The 26,302-nt window shown below is 62.6% G+C and carries 25 protein-coding genes; 15 read left to right on the top strand and 10 right to left on the bottom strand.

Annotated features, from left to right (window positions below; genetic code table 11):
• Window positions 1-37 precede the first annotated feature (37 nt).
• Window positions 38-1,411, top strand: coding sequence for a phosphoglucosamine mutase (gene glmM, locus D8M36_RS07080; RefSeq protein ID WP_126847823.1), 1,374 nt, complete (start codon window positions 38-40; stop codon window positions 1,409-1,411).
• 197 nt (window positions 1,412-1,608) lie between these two features.
• Here glmM and coaA read toward each other — a convergent pair whose 3' ends face one another.
• On the bottom strand, window positions 1,609-2,616 hold the full coding sequence (gene coaA, locus D8M36_RS07075; RefSeq protein WP_126847821.1) for a type I pantothenate kinase: 1,008 nt from the start codon (window positions 2,614-2,616) through the stop codon (window positions 1,609-1,611).
• 71 nt (window positions 2,617-2,687) lie between these two features.
• Between coaA and glmS the strand changes: the two genes are divergently transcribed.
• The 7 genes from glmS (at window position 2,688) to D8M36_RS07040 (ending at window position 9,930) form a co-directional block, all read left to right on the top strand.
• Window positions 2,688-4,556, top strand: a complete 1,869-nt coding sequence (gene glmS, locus D8M36_RS07070; protein WP_126847819.1) for a glutamine--fructose-6-phosphate transaminase (isomerizing) — start codon at window positions 2,688-2,690, stop codon at window positions 4,554-4,556.
• A gap of 43 nt (window positions 4,557-4,599) precedes the next feature.
• Window positions 4,600-5,049 carry a holo-ACP synthase gene (locus tag D8M36_RS07065; protein ID WP_065247422.1) on the top strand — a complete coding sequence of 150 codons (450 nt, stop codon included), beginning with the start codon at window positions 4,600-4,602 and terminating at the stop codon, window positions 5,047-5,049.
• Entirely contained in the window at window positions 5,046-6,812 is a 1,767-nt protein-coding gene (alr, locus tag D8M36_RS10205) for an alanine racemase (RefSeq protein ID WP_126847818.1), read from the top strand. The genes D8M36_RS07065 and alr overlap by 4 nt, the downstream gene beginning before the upstream one ends.
• Before the next feature lies 1 nt (window position 6,813).
• Entirely contained in the window at window positions 6,814-7,530 is a 717-nt protein-coding gene (gene tsaB / locus D8M36_RS07055) for a tRNA (adenosine(37)-N6)-threonylcarbamoyltransferase complex dimerization subunit type 1 TsaB (RefSeq protein ID WP_126847816.1), read from the top strand.
• A 74-nt stretch (window positions 7,531-7,604) separates the two neighbouring features.
• Window positions 7,605-8,045, top strand: a complete 441-nt coding sequence (locus tag D8M36_RS07050; RefSeq protein ID WP_238638414.1) for a GNAT family N-acetyltransferase — start codon at window positions 7,605-7,607, stop codon at window positions 8,043-8,045.
• A 195-nt stretch (window positions 8,046-8,240) separates the two neighbouring features.
• The gene (locus D8M36_RS07045) at window positions 8,241-8,918 is read left to right on the top strand and encodes a DUF6318 family protein (protein ID WP_126847812.1); all 678 of its coding nucleotides are present in this window, start codon (window positions 8,241-8,243) and stop codon (window positions 8,916-8,918) included.
• A 469-nt stretch (window positions 8,919-9,387) separates the two neighbouring features.
• The gene (locus D8M36_RS07040; protein ID WP_238638413.1) at window positions 9,388-9,930 is read left to right on the top strand and encodes a PKD domain-containing protein; all 543 of its coding nucleotides are present in this window, start codon (window positions 9,388-9,390) and stop codon (window positions 9,928-9,930) included.
• Window positions 9,931-10,335: 405 nt separating this feature from the next.
• On the opposite strand, the gene D8M36_RS07035 is transcribed toward D8M36_RS07040, so the two are convergent.
• The 3 genes from D8M36_RS07035 to D8M36_RS07025 are packed head-to-tail and all read right to left on the bottom strand — an operon-like array spanning window position 10,336 to window position 14,738.
• The gene (locus D8M36_RS07035) at window positions 10,336-12,114 is read right to left on the bottom strand and encodes a hypothetical protein (RefSeq protein ID WP_126847810.1); all 1,779 of its coding nucleotides are present in this window, start codon (window positions 12,112-12,114) and stop codon (window positions 10,336-10,338) included.
• On the bottom strand, window positions 12,099-12,887 hold the full coding sequence (locus tag D8M36_RS07030) for an ABC transporter ATP-binding protein (RefSeq protein ID WP_065247428.1): 789 nt from the start codon (window positions 12,885-12,887) through the stop codon (window positions 12,099-12,101). Before D8M36_RS07030 ends, D8M36_RS07035 begins: the two co-directional genes overlap by 16 nt.
• Before the next feature lie 33 nt (window positions 12,888-12,920).
• Window positions 12,921-14,738, bottom strand: coding sequence for a hypothetical protein (locus D8M36_RS07025; protein ID WP_126847808.1), 1,818 nt, complete (start codon window positions 14,736-14,738; stop codon window positions 12,921-12,923).
• A 125-nt stretch (window positions 14,739-14,863) separates the two neighbouring features.
• Between D8M36_RS07025 and D8M36_RS07020 the strand changes: the two genes are divergently transcribed.
• Window positions 14,864-16,138, top strand: coding sequence for an AI-2E family transporter (locus tag D8M36_RS07020; protein ID WP_126847806.1), 1,275 nt, complete (start codon window positions 14,864-14,866; stop codon window positions 16,136-16,138).
• Between the two features lie 141 nt (window positions 16,139-16,279).
• On the opposite strand, the gene greA is transcribed toward D8M36_RS07020, so the two are convergent.
• Window positions 16,280-16,768 (bottom strand): transcription elongation factor GreA, encoded by a 489-nt coding sequence (greA, locus tag D8M36_RS07015; protein ID WP_065247431.1) that lies wholly within the window; start codon window positions 16,766-16,768, stop codon window positions 16,280-16,282.
• Between the two features lie 223 nt (window positions 16,769-16,991).
• Entirely contained in the window at window positions 16,992-17,399 is a 408-nt protein-coding gene (locus tag D8M36_RS07010; RefSeq protein WP_065247432.1) for a DUF4307 domain-containing protein, read from the bottom strand.
• Window positions 17,400-17,589: 190 nt separating this feature from the next.
• Here D8M36_RS07010 and mca point away from each other — a divergent pair, with 190 nt between their 5' ends.
• On the top strand, window positions 17,590-18,432 hold the full coding sequence (gene mca, locus D8M36_RS07005; protein WP_065248689.1) for a mycothiol conjugate amidase Mca: 843 nt from the start codon (window positions 17,590-17,592) through the stop codon (window positions 18,430-18,432).
• Window positions 18,429-18,698 (top strand): hypothetical protein, encoded by a 270-nt coding sequence (locus tag D8M36_RS07000; RefSeq protein ID WP_126847803.1) that lies wholly within the window; start codon window positions 18,429-18,431, stop codon window positions 18,696-18,698. The genes mca and D8M36_RS07000 overlap by 4 nt, the downstream gene beginning before the upstream one ends.
• Here D8M36_RS07000 and trhA read toward each other — a convergent pair.
• Complete coding sequence (trhA, locus tag D8M36_RS06995; protein WP_238638412.1) at window positions 18,695-19,471, bottom strand: PAQR family membrane homeostasis protein TrhA; 777 nt, start codon at window positions 19,469-19,471, stop codon at window positions 18,695-18,697. The two genes, D8M36_RS07000 and trhA, sit on opposite strands and share 4 nt — an antisense overlap.
• A gap of 131 nt (window positions 19,472-19,602) precedes the next feature.
• Between trhA and uppS the strand changes: the two genes are divergently transcribed.
• Entirely contained in the window at window positions 19,603-20,376 is a 774-nt protein-coding gene (gene uppS, locus D8M36_RS06990) for a polyprenyl diphosphate synthase (protein ID WP_126848028.1), read from the top strand.
• 182 nt (window positions 20,377-20,558) lie between these two features.
• Complete coding sequence (locus tag D8M36_RS06985; RefSeq protein WP_126847799.1) at window positions 20,559-21,872, top strand: PhoH family protein; 1,314 nt, start codon at window positions 20,559-20,561, stop codon at window positions 21,870-21,872.
• Window positions 21,873-21,878: 6 nt separating this feature from the next.
• Here the strand turns inward: D8M36_RS06985 and D8M36_RS06980 are convergent, their stop codons facing one another.
• Together D8M36_RS06980 and D8M36_RS06975 are read right to left on the bottom strand one after the other, a co-directional pair.
• Window positions 21,879-23,291, bottom strand: a complete 1,413-nt coding sequence (locus tag D8M36_RS06980) for a class II fumarate hydratase (RefSeq protein WP_126847797.1) — start codon at window positions 23,289-23,291, stop codon at window positions 21,879-21,881.
• Window position 23,292: 1 nt separating this feature from the next.
• Window positions 23,293-24,234, bottom strand: a complete 942-nt coding sequence (locus tag D8M36_RS06975; RefSeq protein WP_126847795.1) for a carbohydrate kinase family protein — start codon at window positions 24,232-24,234, stop codon at window positions 23,293-23,295.
• Window positions 24,235-24,385: 151 nt separating this feature from the next.
• Between D8M36_RS06975 and D8M36_RS06970 the strand changes: the two genes are divergently transcribed.
• Window positions 24,386-24,931 carry a DUF4245 family protein gene (locus D8M36_RS06970; protein ID WP_161970228.1) on the top strand — a complete coding sequence of 182 codons (546 nt, stop codon included), beginning with the start codon at window positions 24,386-24,388 and terminating at the stop codon, window positions 24,929-24,931.
• A 6-nt stretch (window positions 24,932-24,937) separates the two neighbouring features.
• The gene (locus D8M36_RS06965; protein ID WP_126847791.1) at window positions 24,938-25,579 is read left to right on the top strand and encodes a hypothetical protein; all 642 of its coding nucleotides are present in this window, start codon (window positions 24,938-24,940) and stop codon (window positions 25,577-25,579) included.
• 77 nt (window positions 25,580-25,656) lie between these two features.
• On the opposite strand, the gene pcp is transcribed toward D8M36_RS06965, so the two are convergent.
• The gene (pcp, locus tag D8M36_RS06960; protein WP_126847789.1) at window positions 25,657-26,301 is read right to left on the bottom strand and encodes a pyroglutamyl-peptidase I; all 645 of its coding nucleotides are present in this window, start codon (window positions 26,299-26,301) and stop codon (window positions 25,657-25,659) included.
• Window position 26,302: the final 1 nt, after the last annotated feature.

Raw genomic sequence — 26,302 nt, 5'->3', positions numbered from 1 at the left:
TGCACGCCTCGTGCACCCCGATGAAGGAAGAATCCACATGGCACGTTTGTTTGGAACCGATGGCGTTCGCGGAGTCGCGAACAAGGACATCACCGCGGAGCTCGCGGTCGAATTGGCGGTCGCAGCGGCCCATGTTCTTGGGCAATTCGGCGCATTCGAAGCGCGCAATAGCGGGGAGCGCCAGGCGAAGCCTCGTGCAGTCGTCGCGCATGATCCGCGCCCTTCGGGCGACTTCATTTCCGCCGCAATTTGCGCGGGCCTTGCATCCGCGGGCGTTGATGTTCTTGACGCCGGCGTGCTTCCCACCCCGGGCCTCGCCTACCTTGTGAAAGATTCGGGCGCCGATCTCGGCGTCATGATTTCCGCGAGCCATAACCCCCACCCAGACAACGGCATCAAGTTCTTTGCACGTGGCGGCACGAAGCTCCCCGACGAGGTCGAGGATGCGATCGAGGCGCGCCTGCACGAAGAATGGGCCCGCCCGCTTGGTGCAGAGGTGGGGTCGATCGCCCCGTACGAGAACGCGGTCGATGCCTACGTCTCTCACCTCCTGTCGACCCTCGAGGTTTCCCTCGAAGGGCTGAGCGTCGTTGTGGACTGCGCCAACGGTGCGTCCTTCGAAACGGGACCCAAGGTTCTCGAGCGTGCGGGTGCGAGCATTCACGTTCTTGGCGATCGCACCGACGGCCGGCAAATCAACGAAGGCTGCGGCTCGACCCACCTTGAACAGCTCCAGGCCGCCGTGGTGGAACACGGCGCCGACATCGGCGTGGCGTTCGACGGCGATGCTGACCGCTGCCTCGCCGTTGACGCGGAAGGATCGGTGATTGACGGCGATCAAATCATGGCGATCCTTGCTCTCGCCCTCAAGGAAAAGGGCAAGCTCGCCGACGACACGCTCGTCGTGACCGTCATGAGTAACCTGGGCCTGAAGCTCGCGATGCGCGAGCATGGTATCCAGCTCGGCCAGACCTCCGTTGGAGACCGCTACGTCCTTGAAGAGATGACGCTCGGCGGCTACTCAATCGGCGGCGAACAGTCCGGACACGTCATCCTTCTCGAGCACGCCTCGACGGGCGACGGTGAACTCACGGCTCTCCACCTCCTTCAGCGGATGAAGGAGACCGGAAAGAGCGCCCGCGAACTCGCAAGCGTCATGACTCGCATGCCGCAGGCCCTCATCAACGTGAGCGGTGTCGACAAGAACCGTGCGCAAATCGACGCGGTCGTGACGAAAGCCGTTGAGGAAGCGGAGGCCGAACTTGGCGACACCGGCCGCGTGCTTCTTCGCCCCTCGGGCACTGAACCGGTGGTGCGTGTCATGGTCGAAGCAGCCGAGGACGAGCACGCCCGTAGCGTCGCTGAGCGCCTTGCCGGGGTCGTGCGCGAGCGTCTCGCGCTTGAGGGCTGATCCTTCGAGTGTGAGGGCAGTTCACGTCCTCAATAGTTTGGGGTCCGATGGTTGCTGAGCAGCCGTCGGACCTTATTTTTTGGTGGAGAAGCGCGGACCGGGGGAGGCGGATCGTTCCGGTTGGCGCCTTCGAAGGGGAGAGCGGCTGGGGACTGCTCACGAGGCTCGGAGCTTTGCGAGGTGGCAGGTGGTGGCTTCTAGATGCGACGCAACAACACCGAGTGGATCTGGTGGTTTGGCCCTTTGCGGAGGATGAGGTCGGCACGCCCACGCGTGGGCTGCACGTTTTCCTTGAGGTTCGGGCCGTTGATTGTGTCCCACACGTGGCCGGCACGCTCGATTGCTTCGGTGTCGCTGAGATCGGCGTAGTTGCGGAAATACGACTCGGGGTTCGAGAAAGCGGTTTTGCGCAGTGTCAGGAAGCGGTCGATGTACCAGCGGCGGATGTCGTCTTCCTTAGCATCGACGTAGACCGAGAAATCGAAAAAATCGGAGACGGCAACACCGAGGCGGCCGTCGGCGCGAGGGCGAGCCGGCTGGAGCACGTTGAGGCCCTCGACGATGAGCACATCGGGGCGTTCCACGATGATGCGCTCGCCTGGAACGCGGTCGTAGGAAATATGTGAGTAGACGGGCGCTTCGACGCGGTCCTTGCCGCTCTTGACGTCGGCGATGAATCGCAAGAGTGCCCGGCGATCGTAGCTTTCGGGGAAACCTTTTCGTTCGAGGATGCCGCGGCGCTTGAGCTCAGCGGTGGGGTAGAGGAAGCCGTCGGTCGTGATGAGCTGGGCGCGCGGAGTTTCAGGCCAGCGCGCTGTGAGGAGACGCAAGAGGCGCGCCGTCGTAGATTTGCCAACCGCGACTGAGCCGGCGACCCCGATCACAAAGGGGGTGCGGCGGAAGTGCTCTTGGAGGAAGCTCTGGCGGAGGTTGCGCAGGTGTTGCGCGGTCATGACCTGAAGGTTGAGGAGTCGTGAAATGGGCCGGTAGATGTCGTTGACCTCGGCGTAGTCGAGGGGGTCGCCCTGACCGCGGATCTCCTTGACTTCCTCGGGTGTCATGGGAAGCGGCGTTTGGTCGCTGAGCCTTGCCCAATCTGCGCGACTGATCTCCGTGAAGGGAGTGAGATGGGAGTCATCGAGTGTCGCGCGGCCCTGATGCGGGCCGCGGGCAAAGGAGGCGTCAGAGTCCAAGTGGTCGAGCATTCTTTAAGTTTAGGGTGACGCGCGAGTGCGGAGTACCGTTTTTTCTCGGGTGGGGCGTTACTCTCAGTGGCATGTGTGGAATTGTGGGATATGCAGGACCCGCCGCAGCGGGCACGTCGTCGCGACCGAGTGAGGTCGTTCTCGGGGGACTCAGCCGCCTCGAATACCGGGGCTACGACTCGGCGGGCCTCGCGAGGTGCGGCGATGGCGAAATCGAGCTCTTCAAAGCCTCGGGGAAGATTCAAAACCTTCGCGACAAGCTTGAGGAGCAGGAATCGTCGATCTCGAGTGTGGCCATTGGGCATACGCGCTGGGCGACTCATGGAGGCCCGAGTGACGTCAACGCCCACCCGCATCTCGGCGGGAAGAACGGCGAGATCGCGCTCGTGCACAACGGCATCATTGAAAACTTCGCGTCCCTCAAAAAGGAACTCGCTGAGGCAGGCTACGAGTGCGTGTCGGATACCGACTCGGAGGTTGTGGCGCATTTGCTCGCACGCGAATTCGAGAACGCCGAGAACCTCACGGAAGCGATGCGCGCATGTGTCGCTCGTCTCGAGGGGGCGTTCACGCTGCTCGCGATCCATAAGGACACCCCGGGAACAATTGTGGCGGCGAGGCGCAATAGCCCTCTCGTTGTGGGGCTTGGTGACGGGGAAAACTTCCTCGGCTCCGATGTCGCAGCATTCGTGGACCACACGAAGCGCGCGGTTGAAATCGGCCAAGATCAGATTGTGACCGTGAGTGCCGAGAGCATCGACGTGATCGGCTTCGACGGCACGCCCGTTCCCGAACCGAAGCAGTACACGATCGAGTGGGACGCGGCCTCCGCGCAAAAATCCGGCTACCCCTCCTTCATGGCGAAGGAGATTCACGAGCAGGCCAAGGCCATCTCCGATACCCTCCTCGGGCGCCTCGAGAACAATGAGATCGTTCTCGACGAAATGCACATCGACCCCTCGCACTTGCGTTCGATCGACAAGATCATCGTGGTCGCGTGCGGCACTGCCGCCAACGCCGGCGAGGTCGTCAAGTACGCGATCGAACACTGGTGCCGCATCCCCGTCGAAGTGGAACTGGCCCACGAGTTCCGCTACCGCGACCCGATCGTGCACGAGCGCACGCTCGTCGTTGCCATCTCGCAATCGGGTGAAACGATGGATACCCTCATGGCGGTGCGCTACGCGAAAGAGCAGGGTGCGAAGGTCGTCGCGATCTGCAACACGCGTGGTGCCACCATCCCTCGCGAATCCGACGCCGCCATCTACTTGCACGTGGGCCCGGAAATCGCCGTGGCCTCCACAAAGGCGTACCTTGGCCAAATCGCCGCGTGCTACCTGCTCGGTCTTTTCCTCGCACAGGTGCGAGGCAACCTTTACGGGGACGAAATCGAGGCCATCATGCGCGACCTCGAGGAGATTCCCGCCAAGATCCAGAGCGTCCTCGACAACTCCGGTCAGGTGGAAAAGCTCGCGCGTGACATGGTCGATGCCACGAGCGTGCTGTTCCTCGGCCGCCACGTGGGCTTCCCGACCGCACTTGAAGGTGCCCTCAAACTTAAGGAGATCGCCTACATTCACGCGGAAGGCTTTGCCGCGGGCGAACTCAAGCACGGACCGATCGCCCTCGTGGAAGAGGGGCAGCCGGTGTTCATCGTTGTACCGAGTCCGCGCGGCCGCGACTCGCTTCACGCGAAAGTCGTCTCGAACATCCAGGAGGTGCGTGCCCGCGGCGCCCACACACTTGTGATTGCCGAAGAGGGCGATTCTGATGTCGAGCCCTATGCCGATGTGGTGATCCGTTACCCGCAAACGCGCACCCTGTTCGCGCCGCTGCTGACGATCATCCCGCTGCAAATTTTCGCGTGTGAGCTTGCCACGGCGAAGGGGCTCGACGTTGATCAGCCTCGAAACCTCGCGAAGTCGGTCACGGTCGAGTAACGGCCTCGGGCAGGGTGAACCGCCCAGACCTACAATGGGGACTATGTCGAACCCCTCGAATGCGCGTGAGCACAGCTTCGTGCCCCTCGGGGGTGAAGCAGTTTCGGGAATCGGCGTGGATATTGTGGATATCGAGCGTCTCGGTGACCGGCTCGAGCGGCAACCGCGGCTTTGCGAGAGGCTTTTCGCGCCCGAGGAGCGAGAGCTGAAACTTGCTTCTCTTGCTGCGCGCGTCGCCGCCAAGGAGGCGCTTGGTAAGGCGCTCGGGAATCCGGGTGACCTCTCGTGGCACGACGCGATCGTGCGCCGCACGGAGACCGGTCGCCCCTATCTCGTGCTTCGCGGCGCCGCGCTCGAGACCGCGATTGCGCAGGACGTACGATTCGCGCACCTGTCCCTTTCGCACGACGGCAACCTCGCGACCGCGATGGTTGTGCTGGAAACCGTCGGAAACCGTGGGCGGGCGCACGGGGATGAGGAGCCCCAATCATGAACCTGACACCGGATATCGACCCTCTTATGAGCCCTAACCGGGCGGAAGTCTCGCTCAAGGCGATCGCGCACAATGCCGCGCAGCTGCGCGGCGAGATCCCGGAGTACATCGCCCTCATGGCGGTGGTGAAGGCCGACGGCTACGGGCACGGCATGGTGGAGGCGGCACGCGCGGCGATCGCCGGCGGTGCGACCTGGCTGGGCGTTGCCCACCCCGCGACAGCCCTCGACCTCGCACGTGCCGAGCTCGAGGTGCCGATCCTCGCGTGGCTGCATGAGCCGGTTTCGGCCAAGGAAGTTCTCCCGCACGCGATCGGCGCTGGCGTAGACCTCGCGGTGAGCTCCCTCGAGCAGCTTGAGGCAGTGATCGATGCAGCGCGTTCGATCGAGCGCCGCGCCCGCGTGCATGTCGCGCTCGATACGGGAATGGGGCGCGAAGGCGCGCGTAGCGAGCGGATCGAAGCGATTGGCGCGGCGATTCTCGAGAGCTCACACGTGTCCCTCGCGGGTGCCATGAGTCATCTGTATAACGCGGATGTGCCGGGTGAGGCGAGCGTGCGAGAGCAGGCTGAGCGGTTTGACGCGATGTGCGAGCGTCTTGAAGCTTCCGCGGGCCCGATTCCGCTGCGTCACCTGTCGGCAAGTGCCGGGGCGCTCGTGGGCGAGGAGTTCCGTTACGACATGGTGCGCCCGGGTATTACGCTGTACGGCTACTCGCCGGTCGAGACCGATCTGGATCTTCGCCCCGCGATGTCACTGACGTCGCGTATCTCGCTTGTGAAGCGCGTCGAAGCGGGGCAGGTCGTGGGGTATGGCGCTCGCTATGTGACCGAGCGGCCCACGACTCTCGCACTCGTGCCGATCGGCTACGCCGACGGCCTGGATCGACGGCTCACGAACCGGCTCCAGGTGCTCGTGCAGACGACTTCGACGTCGCGGCTTGTCCCTCAAGTGGGCACGATTTCGATGGACCAGATCGTTCTTGATCTCGGGCCCGAAACTGACGCCTCGCCCGGCGACCGCGTCGTGATTTTCGGCGACCCTCAGCGTTACCCGGGGGTGTGGACTGCGGAGGATCTCGCGCGTGAGGCGGGGACGATTCCGTACGAGATCCTGACGTCTATCTCCTCGCGCGTTCCTCGAGTGGCGTTGCCTCTCGTGACTGACGCGGCCGAGCGAACGTGGAGTGTGCAGGGTGACCGCCCGGCGCCGCGGTCGTTCACGGTGCGCACGAGTGGCGCGGAAGATACGAGGCGTGCCGCACGCGCGATCGCGCATCATGCGAAGGCCGGCGATCTCTTCGTGCTGGACGGGCCGCTCGGCGCCGGAAAGACGACATTCACGCAAGGGTTCGCGCGGGCCCTCGATGTTCGCGGCAATGTGGCTTCGCCGACGTTCGTGATTGCGCGCGTGCATCCCGCGAATGCAGAAGGCCCTGATCTTGTGCACGTCGATGCGTATCGGCTCGACGAGGACTGGGATATCGAAGATCTGGATCTCGATTCGGATCTTGACACGTCGATCACGCTCGTTGAGTGGGGCCGCGACCGCGTAGAGCATCTTGCAAGCTCATACGCGATCGTTGAGCTCCATCGCGAAGAGAGCCTGCAGGGTGGGCCGCTTGATGATGACCCGGATGACACGGATGAGGAGCGCAGCCTCAGCGTGACGTTTGTGGGCGAGCGTTATACGCGTGAAGAGCTCGTGCGCATTGGCATTGATTTGCGCGAGGCTGGTTTTAGCCCGGAACAGGGCGGGGAGTGACATGGCTAATCTGACGCTGGGAATTGATACGTCGGGTGCGGTGAGCGTGGCGGTTGCCGACGCTTGCCAGGTTTTATCGCGCCGCATGGATGAGCGTGCGCGGCACCACGACGAGGTACTCCTTGAGATGATCGACGCGGCGCTCGCCGAGGCGGGGGCGTCGCGCGCGGACATTTCGTGCGTCGTCGCTGGCCGCGGGCCGGGACCTTTTACCGGGCTGCGTGTGGGTCTTGTGACCGCGCGATCGATCGCCACGATCCTCGGTGCGCGGCTCATTGGCCTGCCGAGTCTCGACGCGATTGCGCTCGAGGCAGCGAAGGAGAGTCCCGACGCAAAAACAATCGCGGTGGCGCTCGACGCGCGGCGCCGCGAGGTGTACTGGGCGCTCTACGAAGTGAGCGGTGATGTTTCCGACGATTCTTCGCGCGAGATTGTGCGCACGTTTGAGCCGGGGGTCGCTGCGCCGGCAGAGGTTGCGTCGAGTCTTGCCGCCGCCGATGTTCTCGTGGGAAGCGGCGCGCATTTGTACCCGGAGATCTTGCCACCCACGGGCGAGCTGCGCCATGCGGATGCGGGCTTTCTCATCCAGGCCGCGCTGAGTGCTGAGGCGCGAGGTGAGGATCTCAGTTCCACGGAGCCTCTTTATTTGCGCGAGGCCGATGCCGCGAAGCCAAAGCGCCGTAAGTCGACGCTCGGTCTCGGCGACCGACCCGCCTAGCCATGCCGGCGATTGGGCAGCCTCTTGAGCCTTCGCGTATGCGACCTGGTGCGGGGCCGTGGAGCCTTCGTCGTGTGACACGTGCGGATGCTCCTGTGCTCGCGCGTCTGGAACGTGAGCTCTTCCCGGATGAGGCGTGGAGTCTCGACATGGTTCTCGACGAGATCACCCACCCGAGCCGCGCCTACGTTGCCGCAGTTGACGAGACCGGCGGTGTTCTCGGCTACGCGGGAATCTTTGTTGGGGGCGATGCCGCCGATGTGCAAACGATTGGCACGATTCGTGAGGGGGCGGGTATTGGGCGTGCCCTCCTCGCGTGGTGCGAGGAACGTGCGCGCGAGGAAGGCGCCGCGAGTTTGTTCCTCGAAGTGCGGTGCGATAACGCGCGGGCGAGAGACCTGTATGTGCGAGCGGGCTTCGCCGAGATCGGTGTGAGGCGAGGCTATTACCGCACCCCCGATGGGCCGATCGATGCGATCGCCATGCACAAACCCCTCCCCACTCGAATTCCATAGGGGTTGTGGGGGTTTGAGCCGTCCCCCGCCCGCCCCTTACCCGAATTGCATAGAGGTTGAGGGGGATTGACGGCCCTGAGGGAAGCCGGTGTCCACATTTGTGTCACACCCGTTGCGCGCGGCGAACGCGCATGGTTGGCTATGTGACATGGGCCTCGCTCGGGGGAGTGCGGCCGGCTTTCGGAAGGGGCGCACATGCGGAGCGGGCATTCGCAAATTTTCGGCGCGATCGCTGTCGTGACACTGGTGGCGGCATTAGCGGGGTGCGGGGGTGAAAAAGCTGATGGCAGTCCGACGCCTGCTTCGCCCACCACCGCCGCCTCGGCTGCTAGTGATTCCGGCGGTGGTCCCTCTCAGGATGCGTCGGACTCCGGTGGTGCGGAATCCGATGGCCGCACGAAAGGGCTACCACCGGAGAATGAGGCACTGAAGGCCCCAGACAAGGCGGATTACCTCGGCATCTCCTATCCAACGGATCAGGGGGCGCAAGCGACGGCGAGGTATTTCATTGACGCGATGTACTACGGCTACGCCACGGGTGATACGGAACCACTGGCGGACGTGTCCGATCATACGAGTTGTGTGGAATGCACCGAACTAATTAATGACATTCACTCGTGGCGTGACAAAGGTAAATACCTAACTCCGGCGAGAGTGAAACTTGATGATGAGTGGATCGTTGACAAGTCTGACGACCTCACTAAAACCGAATATTGGTTCACGGTTGATGAACTTCAAGTTCGGCAGCAAGACTCAACTACTAAAACAATTGCCAGAACTCAAACAGCCTCAGCGTTTCACCTCGCCTTTAAAGATGGAACGTGGATAGTGCTGGCGTGCAGATGGGAAAAGGCCGATGATCTGCAAGAGTAGATTGTTGGGTTTCGTTGTCGCTCTATTGACAAGTGTGATGCTGACTGCCTCCCCGGTCTGGGCCGAAGATGACCAGGAGGAGAAGTTCACTGCTATCGGTTCCGACGAGCGAGTAGAGATTGTCGGGCGTATTTCGAAGAAATCACCGCCAGGTCATGGACCCCGCATAGAGCGTCCAAGGGATATGACACCTGGCAAAGGCGATGCGGTGACGGATGGTCCTCGTCGAGTGTGGGCTGCGGCTGATGATCCGGATCTGGGTTGTCGGGCTGATAAAAGTAGTTTTGCTGTGCAGGCTGTAGGTATGGGGTGCAGTGGAATAAGTGTTGTGTGTTCGACTGCGATCCCTGGCGCGTCGATGAGTATCGGTAGGGATGTTGATGCATCCACAGGTGCTCCCGTTTTCGGTACGGAGCGGTGGTCGGGTTGTTCGCGGCCATCGTCGGGCGGTGGCGGTGTGGCGCCGGCGATGCCCGTGGTGACGGAGTCGGATTTTCGTTCGCTCGGTGTTCAACCACTTGTCGCGCACATAGGGCCGCCGGGTGGATGGATTCCGATAGGGATCGACATGATCGCGTGGGCGGAATCGGATGTGCAGAATTTTGAGATGCAGATGCTTGGTCAGGCGGTTCGGGTGCGGGCGACCCCGGTGAAGTATGTGTGGGACTTCGGGGATGGCACGGTGCTCACGACGTCATTTCCCGGTCGTCCATACCCCGAGCGAGACGTGTCGATGCGATACGCGCACCAGGGGTGGTATGAAGTTTCACTCGTGACGCAGTTCAGCGGTGAATACTCGGTCAATGGCGGCGCGTGGCAGCCGATCGCGGGGAACATCGAGGTGGCGAGTGAGAAGCGATGGATCTATTCGGATCTTCGCGAGTCACGCCTTGTGGGCGATGAGGTTCCTGACGAGTACCTTCGCGAGCCGGAGCGTGGGCCCGACACGTTGGGTCCCGTGAATCCGAATGCGCGAGTGGAAACACTGACCGAGCCGAAAAAGCAACGCTAGAGCTCACAGGAATCCAGATCCCCCGAACTTCCCTGGCGACAGACAAGCTGTAAAGGTGGAGAGCGGAACCTAGATCACCCCGAAGCTCTCGGGTGTTAAGCGCCGATCAAGACTGCTGGGGCCAATGCTCGACGTTCGCCGGAGTCGCGGTGAAAGGCGAGCAAACGTCGGAATCCTTCCCCTTCCCAAACGGAAGTGTGACCGGCCAGCCCACGCCAGACAATTCGTGTACCCAACCGCACGAGGAACGTGACGCTGCATTGTGCCAGGACAAGGGAGAAAGTACGCCGTTTCCAGGTGGCAAACCCCCACAAACCCTATGCAATCCAGAAAGGGGAGTGAGGGAAAGGTGCGCCGCTGTGGTGCACCAAACCCCCACAACCCCTATGCAATCCAGGTGGGGGGCTAGTTGGTGAAACGCCTGATTTTCTGGAACTCATCCGCGTAGTGAGCGTCGAGGTGCTTTACCGCGAACTTTTGGCCGAGGTACAGCGTGATGGCGCCGATCACGAGAGCAAGGACCGCGCCCGCGTATTCAAGTCCAGGAACGAGCTTGAGCCCCACGACGATGAGGATGATGCTCGGGGCGAGGGGGAGCCACGTGCCAACAAACGTCGCGAGGAAGGTCATCCACATCTTGCCGCTGCCACCACCACTGCTGGAGTTCTTCATCGTTCCCGGCTTTGGTGCGGGATAAGGAAGGAACGCCGTCGTGAGAAGGGAAACACCCCACGAACTCGCCACGAACCCGAGCGAGGCCGGAACCGTGAGCGCGATGAACTGCGGCTGCGATTGGAGGAGCGGAGCGGCAATGGCCACGATCACCACGAGCGGAAGCATGAGGACGCCCAGGGCAACATAGCGGCCGAGAAGGTTGGCGCGGTTGTTCATGCCGGCAACGATATTGACCCACGAGGAGGGGCCGTCGAAGCCGATCTCGTTGCTGATCGTGATGCCGGCAAGCCACGCCACGAGTGCCACGGCGAAGTACGCCATAAAAGCGTTGCCGTCGACGACGACGCTCATCGCGAGCATGAAAATCGCGAGGATCGGCGCGATGATGAGCGCCGTCGAATAACGAGTATCGCGGCGCCAGTACTTGAGCGAACGCCCCGCCGAAGCACCGAGCGGGCCCGGCTTGAGGAACCGCGGTACGAGAGGTTTGATCTTGGCATCTTGCTCCTGGCTCGCGCCCTTGAGCGCCTGGAGCTGCCCTTCGGCAAAGCTCAGGCCCCACCACTGCCACAACAGCCAAATGGTGGCGATTGTGAGAACAAAACGGATGAGTGCGGCGATCCACAGTCCTTCGGCGAGGTCCATGGGCACCGCAAACGGGGCGCCGAAAGGCGTCCATAGGAGGAATTCGTACACGGGCCCCGCGAGGCGGGCAATGCCATCCATGATCCCCCCGCCCGAGTTGAGAAGGAGGTTTGCGCCGTAGACGATGACGAGGAAGGCGATGAGCAGGAATGCCTGCAGTCGTTCCTTCTTTCGCTTCGCGATGCGGATCGTCGAGGTCCACGCGAAAATCGCGCGTGGAATGAGCACGCAAAGGAGAAGCCCGAGCGCGGTCATGGGGACGAGAGAGATGAGGGCAATGATGGCACCCGGCGTCGAGATTGCGGCGCCGTTGTTCGAGACCAGTGCACCTATGAGCCAAATCGCCTCGAGAACAACAGCCACGAGCGCTGCGAGCGCCGTGAAAAGGAAACCGACCGAAATGAACGAGGCCACGAGGATCGGCTTCAAAAGCTCCTTGGGGCCTCGACCGAACTGCGCGAAGCGAGCGGGGGAGAGCGTGTCATCCACGCCGAACAGGAAGAGTGACTGGACGGTCCACACAACCACGGCGCCGAGGCCCACCGCGCGAATCACGAGGGTAAAAAGCCCCGAGTCAGCGGGAGCAAACAAGAGGCCCGACATGGCGATCGTAAAGAACACGAGTGCGCCGACGCCGTACAGAAGCGCGAATCCGAGTCCGATGATCTTAGGCCAATTCTTGTGGAAACTGCGCTTGAGCAGCGTCCACTGAAGCCGTGGGAGCAATCGCATGAGGCTCGGGGTCGTCTTTGGCGCTGCCTTCGATCCATCGTCGGCGGTGGCCGAGCTTTCTCGGTCGAGGTTGTCGAAAAACTCTTCGGTTCCGACGCTTGCCGGGGCCTGATCGTTTACTGGTTCAACCACGAAAGATCCCCCTGTGCTTCGTCGACACCGGCGATTTCAATGAAGCGATCTGTGAGGCTGCCGCCACGGCGAACCTCGTCGATCGTGCCCTCGGCGCGCACTTCGCCATCGGCGATGATGGCAACGTGCGTGCACAGGCCCTCGACGAGTTCCATGACGTGGCTCGAGATGACGACGGTGCCTCCACCTTCGACGTACGAGGTGAGGAAGGTGCGGATGCCGTGGGCTGAGACCGGGTCGACCGCTTCGAGTGGCTCGTCGAGCACGAGCAGCCGCGGCGCATGGATGAGGGCGCACGCGAGCAGGATCTTCTTCGTCATGCCCGCGGAGTAGTCGGTGACGAGTTTGCCTTCGCTATCGGCGAGACCGAGCGCCTCGAGGAGTGACTGCGCGCGAGTGTTCACCGTGTCGATGTCCATGCCGCGGATGAGACCCACGTATGTGAGGAGTTCGCGGCCCGTGAGCCGGTCAAACGTCGGAAGCCCATCCGCGAGAACGCCCATCTGCGCCTTGGCGTCGTTCGGGTGCGACCAGACGTCGGTCCCCAGTACCTCGGCGCTGCCGTCGTCGGGGCGGAGCAAGCCTGTCGCGATCGACAGGGCCGTTGTTTTGCCAGCGCCGTTGGGGCCGACGATTGCGTAGAACGATCCGCGCGGAACTTCGAGCGACACACCGTGCAGAACCTCGGTTCCGTCGAAGGATTTGCGCAGGCCACGCATGGACAGTGCTGGTGTTACGGCCGAGTTATCGACCGATGTGTCAATGGTAGTCATGCCATAAACGTAGCAGGGGGAAATGGGCGCGATTCAGGTTCGCCGGGAGCGCCTGGATTCCGCACCGATATTGCCGCGCACCCGCACAAGTGTGAGGGCGAAAGCCCCGAGGAGTACGAGGACCGTGACGATGCTCGCGAGGTACGGGTTTGAAAACACCGAAAGGACACCGATGAACGCGATGAGGAGCACGAGGATAAGCTCGCGAAGCTCATCGGCGAGGGCCGATTTTCGGCTTGCCCGCAAGCGCACAACTCCGAGTTGCGAGGAATCGAGGTTGAGCCTGTTGCGCAGGCTTTTCTCAAGCAGAATCGGTGCGAGATCAGAGGTCGCACCAAGGTGGGAGGTCGGGTTCGCGTAGAGGCCCGTTTTCGACTTTGTGAGAGCGCCGTGGCGGCGTTGCACCTCTTCGCTCATCGCTACCGCGCGCACACGCACCTCAGGAATATGGCCATCCGGGTGAGGGCACCCTTCGATCACGAGTCGACCACCATCCTTCATGCCGAGGAGTCGAAGCGTGAGGGCATCGACGAGCGCAATCTCCGTTTCCATGTTCGAATGATCCGCGGTGTAAACCCGTGCCGTGACGTAACGCGTTGGGCACACCGCGTCCGCAACGGGATTTGAGGCAACGCGTGCCGGGGCAAGCTGCACGTATTCACCGAGACCCATGCCGAGCGATTCACGTATGGTCTGGTCAGCCTCGAGCGTGCCCTCGGGAACGTCGTCCCTATAGTCAACGGACGCGATGACGCCGGGCCGGGTCTCTAGTTCACCGTTGTTGCGGAAGCTTCGGTAGGTAGTTGTGACCGAGGCGTGGGTGCCGATGTCTTGGCGAAGCGACGGGTGGGCCACGACCTTCGTTTCGCGCGAGCGATTGAGGTCATCGCGCGTCGAGGTGACGCGAAGCCAGGGAGTGCGGCCGCTTCCCTCCCACGCGGGAGGCTCGAGCGAGGGGATTGTTGCGTACGCGGTGTACCCGTCACGTGCATGCGCAATAGCGCCATCGGGTGCGAGGTTAGGGAGGGCGCGCAGCTCGTGTTCGACGAGGAGCTTCTCGAAGCGAGCGATAGCTTCGGGGGAGGTGAAGCCCTCTTGGATCTCACGATCGTCTTTGGCGAAGAACTCGGCGAAGCTCGCGTACTCACTCCGCTTCGAGAGCTCACGGAAGTAAGCGAAAATTTCCGATTGCGTCGTGAGGATTTTCGCCTCGCGCGTATCGGCGTCAAGAATGTACCCCTGATCCGCGTCATACACGTAGAACGATTCGGGGCGCTCGGCAACGACCTCGCTACCGTCTTCGGCGATGGAGAGGATCTCGAGTGGAAAGTCCTCAGCACTGACCTCGCGACACGAATAGCCAGGTTCGGTTGAGTTAAGTGCACGGAGCTGGTCGGTCGTGAGCCACGATGCCCACACGATCGTCTCCGCACCTCTTTGTTGAAGCGGGGTCGCGGCGATATACCCCCGCGGCGCGACGGAAGCGAAATAGCCAATCGCCATGTTCGTGACACGGGCCTTCACGATCGGGAAGAAATCCGAACCGTTCCAGTTGCGCTGGTAGAACTTATTGCACATGACTGACGGCGCCGCGTTTGAGCCAACCGCGATAACGAGGTGGCGAAACTCCGCCCACGGCTGGTGCTTGAGTTTTGCGAGCGAGTCGAAAGACCACACGTCGTCGTTGTAGCGCACGTTTGCAAAGCCGAACCGGCGCTCCTTGACGGGGTTGAGAGGGCTGGTCTTGAACGACGTGGAGCTTTCGATCTTGTGCACAAGGAGGCTGCCGCTTGGTGGCTCCCAAGGATAGAGGAGGGGGTCGTTTGTCGCGGAGATCGATTCCTGGCGCATGCCACCAGTGTGGCATAAGAGGGGTGCCTCACGGATTGAGGGGCTGTAGGCCGTTCGGTAGGATACGCTGTGGTTCTTCCGTCTCGGCTGCCGTGGGCGCCGGGCCCCACCTGTTTGGAGTGCATATGCAACCGCCTAGGCGCGTTAATCTTCCCACCGAAAAACCCACAGGCCGCAAGGGGCAAAATCTCGCCCTTCCCCTCGAAGTGGAGGAGCTGCCCATGGGGCTGCGCCGCGCGGCCGCGTGGAGCTGGCGCTTCATTGTCGTCATTGGCGCTTTGTGGCTCATCTTTCATGGCTTCGGGATGGTCTCGACCCTTTTCATCAGTGTGCTCGTGGCGATCCTGCTCGCCTCGATGCTCCAGCCATTCGTCAAGCTTCTCACGACCCACACTTTCCTTCCGCGCATGGCGTCGGCCGCGATCGCTCTCGTGGGCCTCATCGTGGTGGTCGTGGGAATGTTCGTGCTCGCTGGCCGCCAGCTCGTAGATTCGTGGGACGGAATTTCCACGGCAGCAGTATCGGGTTTCACGCAGCTGTGGAATGACATTACGGGGTACTTCAAGATCGACCTTGATTCACTCGGGAACCTCGGTCAACTCCAAAAGGAGGCTCTCGATCAGCTCCAGAAGAACTCCTCGAGCATCATCTCCGGTGCCTCGAGCGCCGCAAGTACGGTGGGCAATCTTGGCACGGGCGTGCTCGTGTGCCTTTTCGCGTTGTTCTTCTTCCTCGCCGACGGTGGAAATATCTGGCGCTGGTTCCTGGGCTTTGTGCCCTCTCACTCACGCCACGTGACGCACGAGGCTTTTCGCCGTGGATGGAAGGCTCTTTCCTCATACTGCCGCACGCAAATCCTCGTTGCGGCAGTCGACGCGACGGGTATTGCCCTCGGTATGGTCGGCATCGATATCGTGAGCGGCATCATGGGGCGCTCAGCGGTCGCGCTTTCTCCCTACGCCGTTCCGATCTGGCTCATCGTGTTCCTCTTTAGCTTTATTCCGCTCGTTGGCGCGATCGTGTCAGGTGCAATCGCCATGCTCCTCGTGTTCGTGCTCCAGGGGTGGACCCCCGCGCTCATCATGCTTGGCATCGTGATTCTCGTGCAGCAGCTTGAATCGAACATTCTGCAGCCGATCCTCATGGGGAAGGCCGTGGAGCTCCACCCGCTCGCGATCTTCCTCGGTGTTTCTGCAGGCGCCGTTGTTGCGGGAATCCCGGGCGCGCTTTTCTCGATTCCGCTTCTCGCGTTCCTCAATGCTCTGTACTGCTACCTTGACGGCCGCGACCCCGATCCCTCGCTCGGTATCGATGAGAAAAATATCGCCTACTTCGAGACCCGTGAACGGGAGCAAAAGAAGACTCTCGCGGAACGCGCGCGACTCATCCCTCAGAAGTAAAACGCAGGCCGCAATAGTGACGAGAGCTTATCGCGGTCTGGAGCGCGGTCGCTCTCGTGAGTGAACGCAAAGCGAAAGGGCGTGGAGTGCGCTCCCAAGGGGGAGGCTCCACGCCCTTCGTTCGTGTGGCGACTTCGCCGCTCACACCGTGTACGGCTTTGCGGCCTTAATTTCAATCGGAATCGACTTGCCGTTGGGGGCCGTGTAGTCAACCGTGTCCCCGGCCTTAGCACCAACGATGGCAGCGCCGAGCGGAGACTCGGGCGAGTACACCTCGACGTCTTTGCCTTCGGCAATTTCGCGGTTGCCAAGCACGAATGTGCGCTCCTTGCCGGCCATCGTAATGGTGACCAGCATGCCGGGCTCGACAATCCCGTCGTCCGCGGGGGTCTCGCCAACAATAGCGGTCTTGAGGAGGGCCTTGAGCTCGGCGATGCGAGCTTCGAGTTTGCCCTGCTCTTCGCGTGCGGCGTGGTAGCCGCCGTTTTCTTTGAGGTCGCCCTCGTCGCGGGCGGCCGCGATGCGCTCTACAACCTCGGTGCGTCCGGGACCCTCGAGATGCTCGAGTTCCTTCACGAGGCGGTCGTAGGCGTCCTGAGTGAGCCAGGTGCCCTGGTTGGGTTCGCTCATGGTTCTCCTTGGGATCAAAAAAAAATGCGGACCCCATGGTGGCCATGGGCTCCGAATCCACGTCTCAGTGGTCACACAAGTATACAGTGAACGAACGTGAAAAGAGATGAGGCACTCGCCACAGCGTCACATTGAGGGGCAATCGTGCCGCGGCCGTTCCGCGTTGATGCGGCCATCAGCTCTCGAGACTTCTCCGATTGCTCGGGGATCATTGCTGAGACCGCTATTGCTGCGCTGCCTCACATTTCCTCACGACCCCGCTCACGGCGCTTCCCTGCGTCGTGATCTCGGCGGTGTGCGTTGACAGGCGGTTCGTTTGGGGTGGAATGTGCACGACCGTGTAGCCCACTTGCGCGCGTACAGAATTGAGGGCTTCGAGTGAGCAGTCGAGCGCCGTGCCGGGAGTGGCGTTAACGGAGAACGTCACCGAGACGCGAGAGTCGTTGATGTGGCGGTAGGAGAGCGTGTTCGTTTTGATCGCTTGCGAGGAAATGAAAGCGAAGGCTACCCAGATCACGGTTGCGACGAAGCCCACGGCGATGACCACGGTCCCCACGAGCGCCCAGCGGCGTTTTTCCGGGGAATTTCTCACGCCGTAGCGTTCTTGAAGTGTGCGCTCGCGGGAAGTCATGCCTACATTGTTTCACGTGTGTGAACTTTGTGTAATGACGACGGGGCGCTACCGCGCAGGTGTGGCGCCAGAGGAGACGGGTGTGCCGAAAGCTGCCCTCGCACCGAGCGATGAGACCTTCAAGGCACTCTTGAAGCATGGCGGGCACCCCGAAGCCGAAGTCGAGAAAAACCCGTGTCGCTTGCGACTCATGGCCGTTCATGCGCACCCTGACGATGAGTCCTCTAAGGGCGCTGGAACCATGGCCCGCTATGTCGACGAGGGCGCCGAGGTCACCGTTGTGACGTGTACGGGCGGCGAGCGCGGTGACATTCTCAACCCGCGCCTCAAGGACGATCCTGAAGCCAATGCCGATTTGAGCGCCGTGCGCCACCGCGAAATGGACCGCGCGCGAGAAATCTTGGGAATTAACCAGGTGTGGCTCGGCTACATCGATTCGGGCCTTCCCGAAGGTGACCCGCTGCCCGCGCTTCCGCAGGGGTGCTTTGCTCTCATTGATCCCGAGGAGGCCGCGCGTCCTCTCGTGAAGCTCGTGCGGGAGCTGCGGCCCCACGTCATGCTGACCTACGACGAAAACGGGGGCTACCCCCACCCCGACCACATCCACACGCACAAGATCAGCATGCTCGCCTACGAGCTGGCGGCGGACCCAAACTATATGCCCGAGCTCGGCGAGCCGTGGGCGGTGGCGAAGATTTACTATCAGCTGCTGTTCCCGCCGGCCCAGATGATCGCGTACGCCAAGTACATGCGCGAGCATGCTCTCGAGAACCCCTTTGAGGCGCAAATGGAGTACTTTGAAGGCCTCGATCAGCGCCCCATCACTACGCGGATCAACGTTTCGCGGTATCTTGAAGTTCGTGATGCTGCGCTTCTCGCGCACGCGACGCAGGTCGATCCGGATGGTTTCTTCTTCGCCGTCTCGAATGAGATCAAACGCGAGGCGTGGCCCACCGAGGACTTCCAGCTGCGGCACTCGCGCATCGGCGTGACGCTTCCGGAATCCGACCTCTTCGAAGGGATTCGCCAATGATTCTCGCGCATTTCTCGCCCGTCATTCTCCTTGCCGATGGCGCGACGACGCCTCCCGGAATGGAGGAGATGACGACCGCGACGGTGACACCGGGGCTGCCCGGCTTTTTCGTGTTTCTTGCGATGGCCGTCGCGATGCTGCTCCTCGCGCTCGATTTGTCGCGGCGCGTGCGCCGTTCGAGCGCGCGTGAAAACGTTCGGCGCCGCATGGAGGAAGCAGCGGAAGCCGAGCGTGGCGAGAGCCGTAACGAGGCTGAGCGTTCTTAGACGACCGATAGCCACACGGCGACGAGGTGGCATACGAAACCCACAACCGTGAACGAGTGGAAGATTTCGTGGAAGCCGAACCACGCCGGTGAGGGGTTGGGTTTTTTCGTGCCGTAGACAACCGCACCGAGCGTGTAGGCGACGCCACCCGCGATGATGAGCGCGATGACGGCCGCGCCGCCGCCGGCATAGAGCTGAGGCATGTAAAAGATTGCGACCCAGCCGAGGGCGACGTAGGCGGGGACGTAGAGCCAGCGCGGGGCGCTCGTCCAGAAGATTCTGAAGGCCACGCCGATGAGGGCGCCGACCCAGCACACCGCGAGGAGCACGGTCGCATCCTGCCGATTGAGGAGCGCGACGGCGAGCGGGGTGTAGGTACCGGCGATGATGAGGAAGATGTTTGCGTGGTCGAAGCGCCGGAGCGCCAGCGTCCCCTGAACCGACCAGGTCCCGCGGTGGTAGGTCGCGGAGACGCCGAAGAGCATGCCAGCGGTCACGATAAACACGACGGTTGCGAGTCGCACGGCGAGGGTGGAGCCAGTCGCGATGAGGAGCATGCCCGCGATGAGCGCGGCGGGAAAGGCCACCAGGTGGATCATGCCGCGCAGCTTCGGCTTATTCGGCAAAGTAGGCAGGTGAATGCCGTACGCGCCGAGGAGCTCGGGAACGCTTGTTCCGGTGCCGGCGCTGGGAACAGCTTCACCGGCGGTCGGGGTCTTGGAAGTTCCGACGCTTGCCTCGCTTCGCTGCGCATCTCGCTGGTCAGTGCTCATAACGGTAGCGTAACTTACGGTGACGTAGGTGTCACGGTGGCGGGTGAATCTTGACGTGTTCACCCCACTTTTGTGAAGGACTCGTGGCAATCCTTTGCGGCGTGCACGGGAGAGCGTGCACGCCTGCCACAATGGGGGACGTGAATTCTTCGAGAAACCCCGACACTTCGCCGCCCGCCGCGTCTTCAGCGGAGCGTGGGCCGCGCCATGTCGGCATCATTCTCGACGGTAATCGGCGATGGGCGCGTGCGAAGGGGCTCGAGGTCTCCGAAGGGCACCGCGCCGGTGCCACGGTAGTTCTCGACGCCATCGACTGGGCGCGCGAGAGCGGTGTCGAAATCCTCTCGCTTTGGTTGCTCTCCACCGATAATTTCCGAAGGCCCGAGGCGGAGCTCGCGCAGCTCTTTGACATCATCACCGACCTTGCGTGCGCAGTCGCCCACAAGGGTTACCCACTCCGTATTCTGTGCGCTGAGAACGTGCTGCCCGCCCCCCTCGCCGAGCGACTCCATGCGCTGACCTCCGCGGAAAGTGCGACCGAGAAAGCAGAGCCGAATTCGCCCTTCGAGGTCAACCTGGCGATTGGTTACGGCGGCAGGCGCGAGATCATCGAAGCCGTCCACGCCCTCATCGACGAGGAAATCGCGCGCGGGGGAGACCTCACGAGCCTGCGCACCGCCGTGAGCGAAGGTAGCGTCGGAACCCACCTCTCCACCGCCGGTCAAAGTGCACCGGACCTGCTTATTCGCACCTCCGGAGAACAGCGGCTTTCAGGCTTTCTCCTGTGGCAATCCGTGCACTCCGAACTCGTGTTTTGCGAGACGTTGTGGCCAGACTTCACGCGCGGCGATTTCGATGCCGCCCTCGACGAATACGCGAGCCGGGAGCGTCGCTTCGGCGCTTAAAGGCGAAGGTGTGTGCGGTTACTGCAGGGGATGATCCTCCGCCCCGGGTAACGCCAGGGTGAAGGCTCGGTGACCGTCTTGCTTGCGCGGCGCGCCAGGCGGCTCGCGCGGCGAAAAGCGGTGCAAGGATCGAAGCGATAGCCGGTCGCGGGCGACCGGAAGGACTTCGAAAGCGAGAGACTATGAATGCGCCGCTGACCTATGTTCTCGATACGTCCGTTGTGCTGGCGGACCCCCACTCGATCTTTCGATTCGCGGAGCACCACGTTGTGCTCCCGATCGTGGTGATCACGGAACTGGAAGGAAAGCGGCACCACTCCGAACTCGGGTACTTCGCGCGCCAATCCCTGCGCATTCTCGATGAGCTGCGCGAGACTCACGGCACACTCGCCGAGCCACTCCCGCTCGGAACCCAGGGCGGCACACTGAGAGTTGAACTCAACCACCAGAGCCCCGAGAACCTTCCCGACGGCTTCCGCCTTGGAGACAACGACACGCGCATCCTCTCCGTGGCGAAAAACCTCCAGGTCGAAGGGGCCGAGGTCGTGCTCGTTTCAAAAGACCTGCCGATGCGCATTAAGGCGAGCGCCTCGGGACTGAAAGCCGAGGAGTACCGCGCGGAACTCGCGCGCGATCGTGCGTACACGGGCATTACCTCCGCCGAGATCACCGAAGAGCAGATGGCAGCGCTGTGGAGTGAAGAGAACGGCGCGCGCCACGTGGGCATCGAGATCCCGGAGCTTGCCGAACTTGGCACCCACACGGGCCTCAAACTTTCCTCTCCGCGTGGTTCTGCGCTCGCGCGCGTACTTCCAAGCGGCAACGTGCGCCTCGTGCCGGGCGATAGCAATGTGTTTGGGGTGACGGGCCGCAGCGCCGAACAACGCATTGCGATTGATCTCCTCCTCGACGACGAGCTCTCCATCGTGAGCCTCGGCGGCCGCGCGGGCACGGGCAAGTCAGCGCTCGCCCTGTGCGCGGGGCTCGAGGCCGTTCTCGAAAAGCGACACCAACGCAAGATCATGGTGTTCCGGCCGCTGTACGCGGTTGGTGGGCAAGAGCTCGGCTATCTCCCGGGCGATCACGACGACAAGATGGGGCCGTGGGCACAAGCCGTGTTCGACACGCTCGGCTCGATGGTTTCCAGCGCGGTCGTGGATGAGGTACTCGGGCGAGGCCTCCTCGAGGTTCTCCCGCTGACCCACATTCGAGGCCGCTCTCTCCACGACGCCTTCGTGATCGTTGACGAGGCGCAGTCGCTCGAGCGGAACGTGCTGCTCACGATGCTTTCGCGAATCGGCCAAAACTCGCGCGTAGTGCTCACTCACGACGTGGCTCAGCGCGACAACCTGCGCGTCGGTCGATACGACGGCGTTGCCTCCGTGGTCGAGGCGCTCAAAGGTAACGAGCTCTTCGCCCACGTGACGCTGCAGCGTTCCGAGCGTTCGAGGGTCGCCGAACTCGTGACCCGCGTGCTCGACGCGCCGATTTCGTAAGCTGCGCTACTCGCCCGGGGTTGAGGCCGGGGGAGTGGTCATCGCCGACACGTCGAGCGCGGAATCGAGCTGCTCTTCGGTGAGCTCGCCGCGCTCGACGTAACCGAGGGCGATCGTCGCTTCTCGAACGGAAACGCGATGCGCGACCGCATGCTTCGCGATCGCCGCCGCGTTCTCGTACCCAATGAGTCTATTGAGAGGTGTGACAACCGAGGGAGAGGCCTCGGCAAAGAAGCGTGCGCGATCCTCGTTCGCGCGGATGCCGTCGATCGTCCTCGTCGCGAGGACGCGCACGGAGTTCGACAAAAGCGTGATTGATTCCAGAAGCGCCGTGCCCATGAGGGGAATCTGGACGTTGAGCTCGAAAGCTCCCTGGGCGCCGCCCCATGCGATCGCCGCGTCATTGCCCACGACGCGCGCGCACACCATGAGAACCGCCTCGGGAACGACCGGATTGACCTTCCCGGGCATGATGGAACTGCCCGGCTGGAGATCGGGGAGCGCAATTTCTCCGAGACCCGTGTTGGGGCCCGAGCCCATCCAGCGCAAATCGTTGCAGATCTTCGTGAGTGACACCGCGAGCGTGCGCAGCGCGCCGCTCATCTCCACGAGCGCATCGCGCGCCGATTGCGCCTCGAAGTGGTTGCGGGCCTCCGTGAGTGGAAGGCCCGTGCGCTCGCGGAGAATTTCAATCACACGGGGAGCGAATCCGGCGGGGGTATTGATCCCTGTCCCCACGGCGGTTCCACCAAGCGGGAGCTCGGCGGTGCGGGTGATCGCGGCCGTCACTCGCTCGATTCCGTAGCGCACTTGCGCGGCGTAGCCGCCGAACTCCTGGCCGAGCGTGACCGGGGTCGCGTCCATGAGGTGCGTGCGGCCGCTCTTGACGACGCTCGCGAACTCCTCTTCTTTGCGCTCGAGGGCCTCCTTGAGAGCCTCGAGAGCCGGCACCAGGCTTTCCGTGACGTCGCGGGTGACCGCGAGGTGCACCGAGGTGGGGAACGTGTCGTTGCTCGATTGCGAGGCATTGACGTGGTCGTTCGGGTGCACGAGAAGCGCGTCCGTGCTTGCGAGACGGGCGAGCACTTCGTTCATGTTCATGTTTGAACTCGTGCCCGAGCCCGTCTGGTACACGTCGATCGGGAACTGCGCGTCACACTCGCCTGCGCTCACGCGCTCGGCTGCTCGTGCGATCGCCGTCGCGCGGTCGTTGTCGAGAACACCGAGCTCGGCGTTGGCGAGTGCAGCGGCGCGCTTCACCTCCGCGAGTGCGTGGATGTTCGAGGGTGCGAGAGGGCGATGGGAGATGGGGAAATTCTCGACTGCACGTTGGGTCTGGGCGCCGTAGAGGGCCGAGGCCGGAACGCGTACCTCGCCCATGGTGTCGTGCTCGATGCGAAAGTTCTCGGTACCGGTCATGTCAGTCCTCCGCGGGGGAAAGCGTGCAGCGGTCAGCAATTTCGCGCGCCCACGGCGGGTTCGCTCCCGCGCGCGAAACGGTTACCGAGGCAAGGAGCGCGGCGTGCGAGAGGATTTCTTCGATTTCGGTGGCCTCGAGCGCGGCGATTTTCTCCCGGCCTTCAGCGCCGAGGAGTCCCTTGCGTGAAAGCGCATCGAGAAGGCCAGCCGAAAAGGTGTCGCCCGCGCCGACTGTGTCTGCGACATCGACGCGCACGCCTGGAATGTCCACGCGGCCTCTCGCCGTGAATGCTGTTGCGCCCTGCCCGCCGCGCGTGATGACCGCGAGCTTCACCCCGCGGCGAAGCCACGACTGGGCGGCTTGATCGATATCGCTCGTCTCGTAGAGCCACTCGAGGTCTTCGTCGGAAGCCTTCACGATGTCGGCGAGCGCGATGTTTTCCTCGATCGGCTCGCGCGCGAGCGAAGGATCACCCATGAGGCTCGGGCGAGCATTTGGGTCGTAAGAGATGAGGGCGCTCTCGCGAAGCGACGCAACGACACGTCGGAGCGTATCGGCACCGGGATCGAGCGTCGCGGCAATCGAGCTCGTGTGCACCGCCTCGACTTGTGCGGGAAGATCGCGCGGATCCGGATCCCACGTGATATCGAACTCGTAGGTTGCCGCACCACCGTCGCCGATCGTCGCCGCGGCGGTCGATGTAGTCGTTCCCGGCTTGATCGAACCCTGCGTGAGCGAAACGTTTGATGCTTCCACGTGGTGCTCGATCGCGCGTCCACGCTCATCGTCACCGATGTGCGTGAGGAGGTGCGACGTATGCCCGAGACGGCCGAGGGCAACGGCCACGTTCATGGGAGAGCCGCCCGGGAACTCAGCCGTTGGGGCGTCGGTGCGGATCACGATGTCTGTCAGGGCTTCGCCGATTGTTAGATAGGTGCTCACCTTCCGTATTGTTTCAGATCACAGCACGAGCCGCATCACTCAGAGTCACGGCGCGCACCGCGGTGGAATTTGGGACAATGCGGGTATGTCCGAATCACACGAGAGACCGCAGCGGAAAAAGCGCGAACTGCCTACGAAGAAAAACACCTCGGTGAGAAACCTAGTGTGGGCAATCGGACTTAATCTCATCGTTGTGGCGATTGCGGCGGTCGTGATCGTTGGTCTCGGTCGAAACGACAGGGGTACGGCTACATCCACGCACTCCAACGTCAATGTGGAAGAGAGTGCTGCTCGTGCGAGCGAGGCACTCGGATTTCGTGCGGCTGATGCGGAACCCGAAGGTTTCACGGTGCGCGACGCACAAATGTCGACGGCCGAGCCGGCCTACTGGGAAGTGCGGTACACCTCGCCCTCCGGTGCGTTGGAAACCCTGCTGCAGTCGCAAACGGATTTTTCCACGCTCTCCCCTCGAATCCGCGGAAAAGTGACGCAGGCGGACTACTTTGAGATCACGGGCACCGAATGCGCCCAACTCAATGTCGAGGTTCGCTCAACCGATAAGGACAGTGGGGGTACCAAGGCCGCGACGGGCCTCGTGTGCTCCGCTCGAGAGACGACGCTCATCGTGTACGGGCCGGGGGAGAAAGATGAGCACGTCGCGCTCATGAAGGCCGCCCTCGACCGTGTCAACAAGTGAGGAACTATGAAAGAGAACTCCCACCGCGCCCCGCACGGCGCCGCCGATGCTACGGAAAAATTGGACGCCACCGAGAAACTGGGTGCCACTCTCGGGGCCGAGCCCACCGAGGTTCTTACGCCCCTGAACGACCCCACCTCCACTGCGCCAACAACCACGGCAGCATCGCCGCGCTTAGCTGCACCCGCCTCTGAGCGGAATGTCGAGCCTTCGATTCCGCGATCCGCAGCCGCGACCCCTTCCAAGGCGCCGGAGCAACCGGCGCGTCGCCGACGCTCGACTCTTGCCCCCGTCATCGTGGTGCTCGGTCTCATTGCCACCGTGCTTCTGGCGATTTATTCCTGGGGAGGTATTTTCACGACCGGACAGCTTGCGTGCGTCATCGCGGGAGCCGCACTGTTTGCACTGACGGGAATTCTCGCTGTGCGGACGTGCAAGAGCACCGCCGGGCTCATCATTGCGTGGATCCTCGCCTTTGTGCTTCTCTTCGCCCCGCTCCTCGTCGCGATCTTTGCGCAGGGCGGGCCGGCCCTCACAAGCACCCTTATTTTCGGGGCGATCGGCATGTGGGTCTCGGGTGTCGCAGCCGTCGCTCTCGTTGTCGCCGTAGTTGGCACTTTTCTTCACGCACGCGCGGCAGCGCGGTAATACGGCCACGCTGCCGCTACTCGCGCCGCCGTACACCGCGTGGGGATCATCGCCTACGTGCGCGACAGAACGACACGTCAGTGCGTGGCACCCTCCGCTGTTGCCACGTCGCTTTCGTTTTCCACGATCGCGGCGATAGCGGCAGCGAGTCCCTTCGTGATCGTCTCCGTGGAGAGCGAGGGCTGGCCGGGCTTGCCAACGGTCTGCTCGGGGATGAAGGGAACGTGCACGAACCCACCGCGTGCTTCGCGGGGTCCGACGGTTGCCAGGTGATGGAGCACGCCAAACATGATGTGGTTGCACACGAACGTGCCCGCGGAGTTTGAGACGGACGAGGGGACGCCTGCTTCGCGGATCGCTTGCGCCATCGCCTTAATCGGAAGCGTGGCAAAGTACGCGGGGGGAGCGCCTTCGACCACGGGCTCATCGATCGGCTGTTGACCCTCGTTGTCGGCAATGCGCGCATCGTCGATGTTGATCGCGACGCGTTCGGGCGTGATGTCGAAGCGGCCGCCAGCCTGGCCAACACAGAGCACGGCGCTTGGTTGGTGCTCGTCGATCGCGGCGGTTGCGGCTTCAATCGCTTTGCCGAACACGGTCGGTACTTCGACAGTGACGATCTGTTCTCCTGCGATTTCGGCGGGAAGCGCCTTCACGGCCTCGAGTGCGGGATTGATTTTTTCCCCGCCGAAAGGGTCGAACGCGGTGACAAGGATAGTCATG

The sequence above is a fragment of the Dermabacter sp. HSID17554 genome, assembly GCF_003989295.1.
GTDB classification, from domain to species: domain Bacteria; phylum Actinomycetota; class Actinomycetes; order Actinomycetales; family Dermabacteraceae; genus Dermabacter; species Dermabacter vaginalis.
Note: the sequence above shows the minus strand (reverse complement) of the source record. Positions and strands in the feature narration are given on the sequence as shown.

Coding starts and splice junctions, on each gene's coding strand:
- D8M36_RS06965 (WP_126847791.1), top strand. CDS start 24,938: ATGAAAGAGAACTCCCACCGCGCCCCGCACGGCGCCGCCGATGCTACG.
- D8M36_RS07030 (WP_065247428.1), bottom strand. CDS start 12,887: ATGACTACCATTGACACATCGGTCGATAACTCGGCCGTAACACCAGCA.
- D8M36_RS07010 (WP_065247432.1), bottom strand. CDS start 17,399: ATGACTTCCCGCGAGCGCACACTTCAAGAACGCTACGGCGTGAGAAAT.
- D8M36_RS07025 (WP_126847808.1), bottom strand. CDS start 14,738: ATGCGCCAGGAATCGATCTCCGCGACAAACGACCCCCTCCTCTATCCT.
- greA (WP_065247431.1), bottom strand. CDS start 16,768: ATGAGCGAACCCAACCAGGGCACCTGGCTCACTCAGGACGCCTACGAC.
- trhA (WP_238638412.1), bottom strand. CDS start 19,471: ATGAGCACTGACCAGCGAGATGCGCAGCGAAGCGAGGCAAGCGTCGGA.
- uppS (WP_126848028.1), top strand. CDS start 19,603: ATGGGGGACGTGAATTCTTCGAGAAACCCCGACACTTCGCCGCCCGCC.
- pcp (WP_126847789.1), bottom strand. CDS start 26,301: ATGACTATCCTTGTCACCGCGTTCGACCCTTTCGGCGGGGAAAAAATC.
- mca (WP_065248689.1), top strand. CDS start 17,590: ATGGCCGTTCATGCGCACCCTGACGATGAGTCCTCTAAGGGCGCTGGA.
- D8M36_RS07000 (WP_126847803.1), top strand. CDS start 18,429: ATGATTCTCGCGCATTTCTCGCCCGTCATTCTCCTTGCCGATGGCGCG.
- D8M36_RS07040 (WP_238638413.1), top strand. CDS start 9,388: ATGCCCGTGGTGACGGAGTCGGATTTTCGTTCGCTCGGTGTTCAACCA.
- D8M36_RS06980 (WP_126847797.1), bottom strand. CDS start 23,291: ATGACCGGTACCGAGAACTTTCGCATCGAGCACGACACCATGGGCGAG.
- D8M36_RS07065 (WP_065247422.1), top strand. CDS start 4,600: ATGTCGAACCCCTCGAATGCGCGTGAGCACAGCTTCGTGCCCCTCGGG.
- glmM (WP_126847823.1), top strand. CDS start 38: ATGGCACGTTTGTTTGGAACCGATGGCGTTCGCGGAGTCGCGAACAAG.
- alr (WP_126847818.1), top strand. CDS start 5,046: ATGAACCTGACACCGGATATCGACCCTCTTATGAGCCCTAACCGGGCG.
- D8M36_RS06985 (WP_126847799.1), top strand. CDS start 20,559: ATGAATGCGCCGCTGACCTATGTTCTCGATACGTCCGTTGTGCTGGCG.
- D8M36_RS07045 (WP_126847812.1), top strand. CDS start 8,241: ATGCGGAGCGGGCATTCGCAAATTTTCGGCGCGATCGCTGTCGTGACA.
- glmS (WP_126847819.1), top strand. CDS start 2,688: ATGTGTGGAATTGTGGGATATGCAGGACCCGCCGCAGCGGGCACGTCG.
- D8M36_RS07020 (WP_126847806.1), top strand. CDS start 14,864: ATGCAACCGCCTAGGCGCGTTAATCTTCCCACCGAAAAACCCACAGGC.
- tsaB (WP_126847816.1), top strand. CDS start 6,814: ATGGCTAATCTGACGCTGGGAATTGATACGTCGGGTGCGGTGAGCGTG.
- coaA (WP_126847821.1), bottom strand. CDS start 2,616: ATGCTCGACCACTTGGACTCTGACGCCTCCTTTGCCCGCGGCCCGCAT.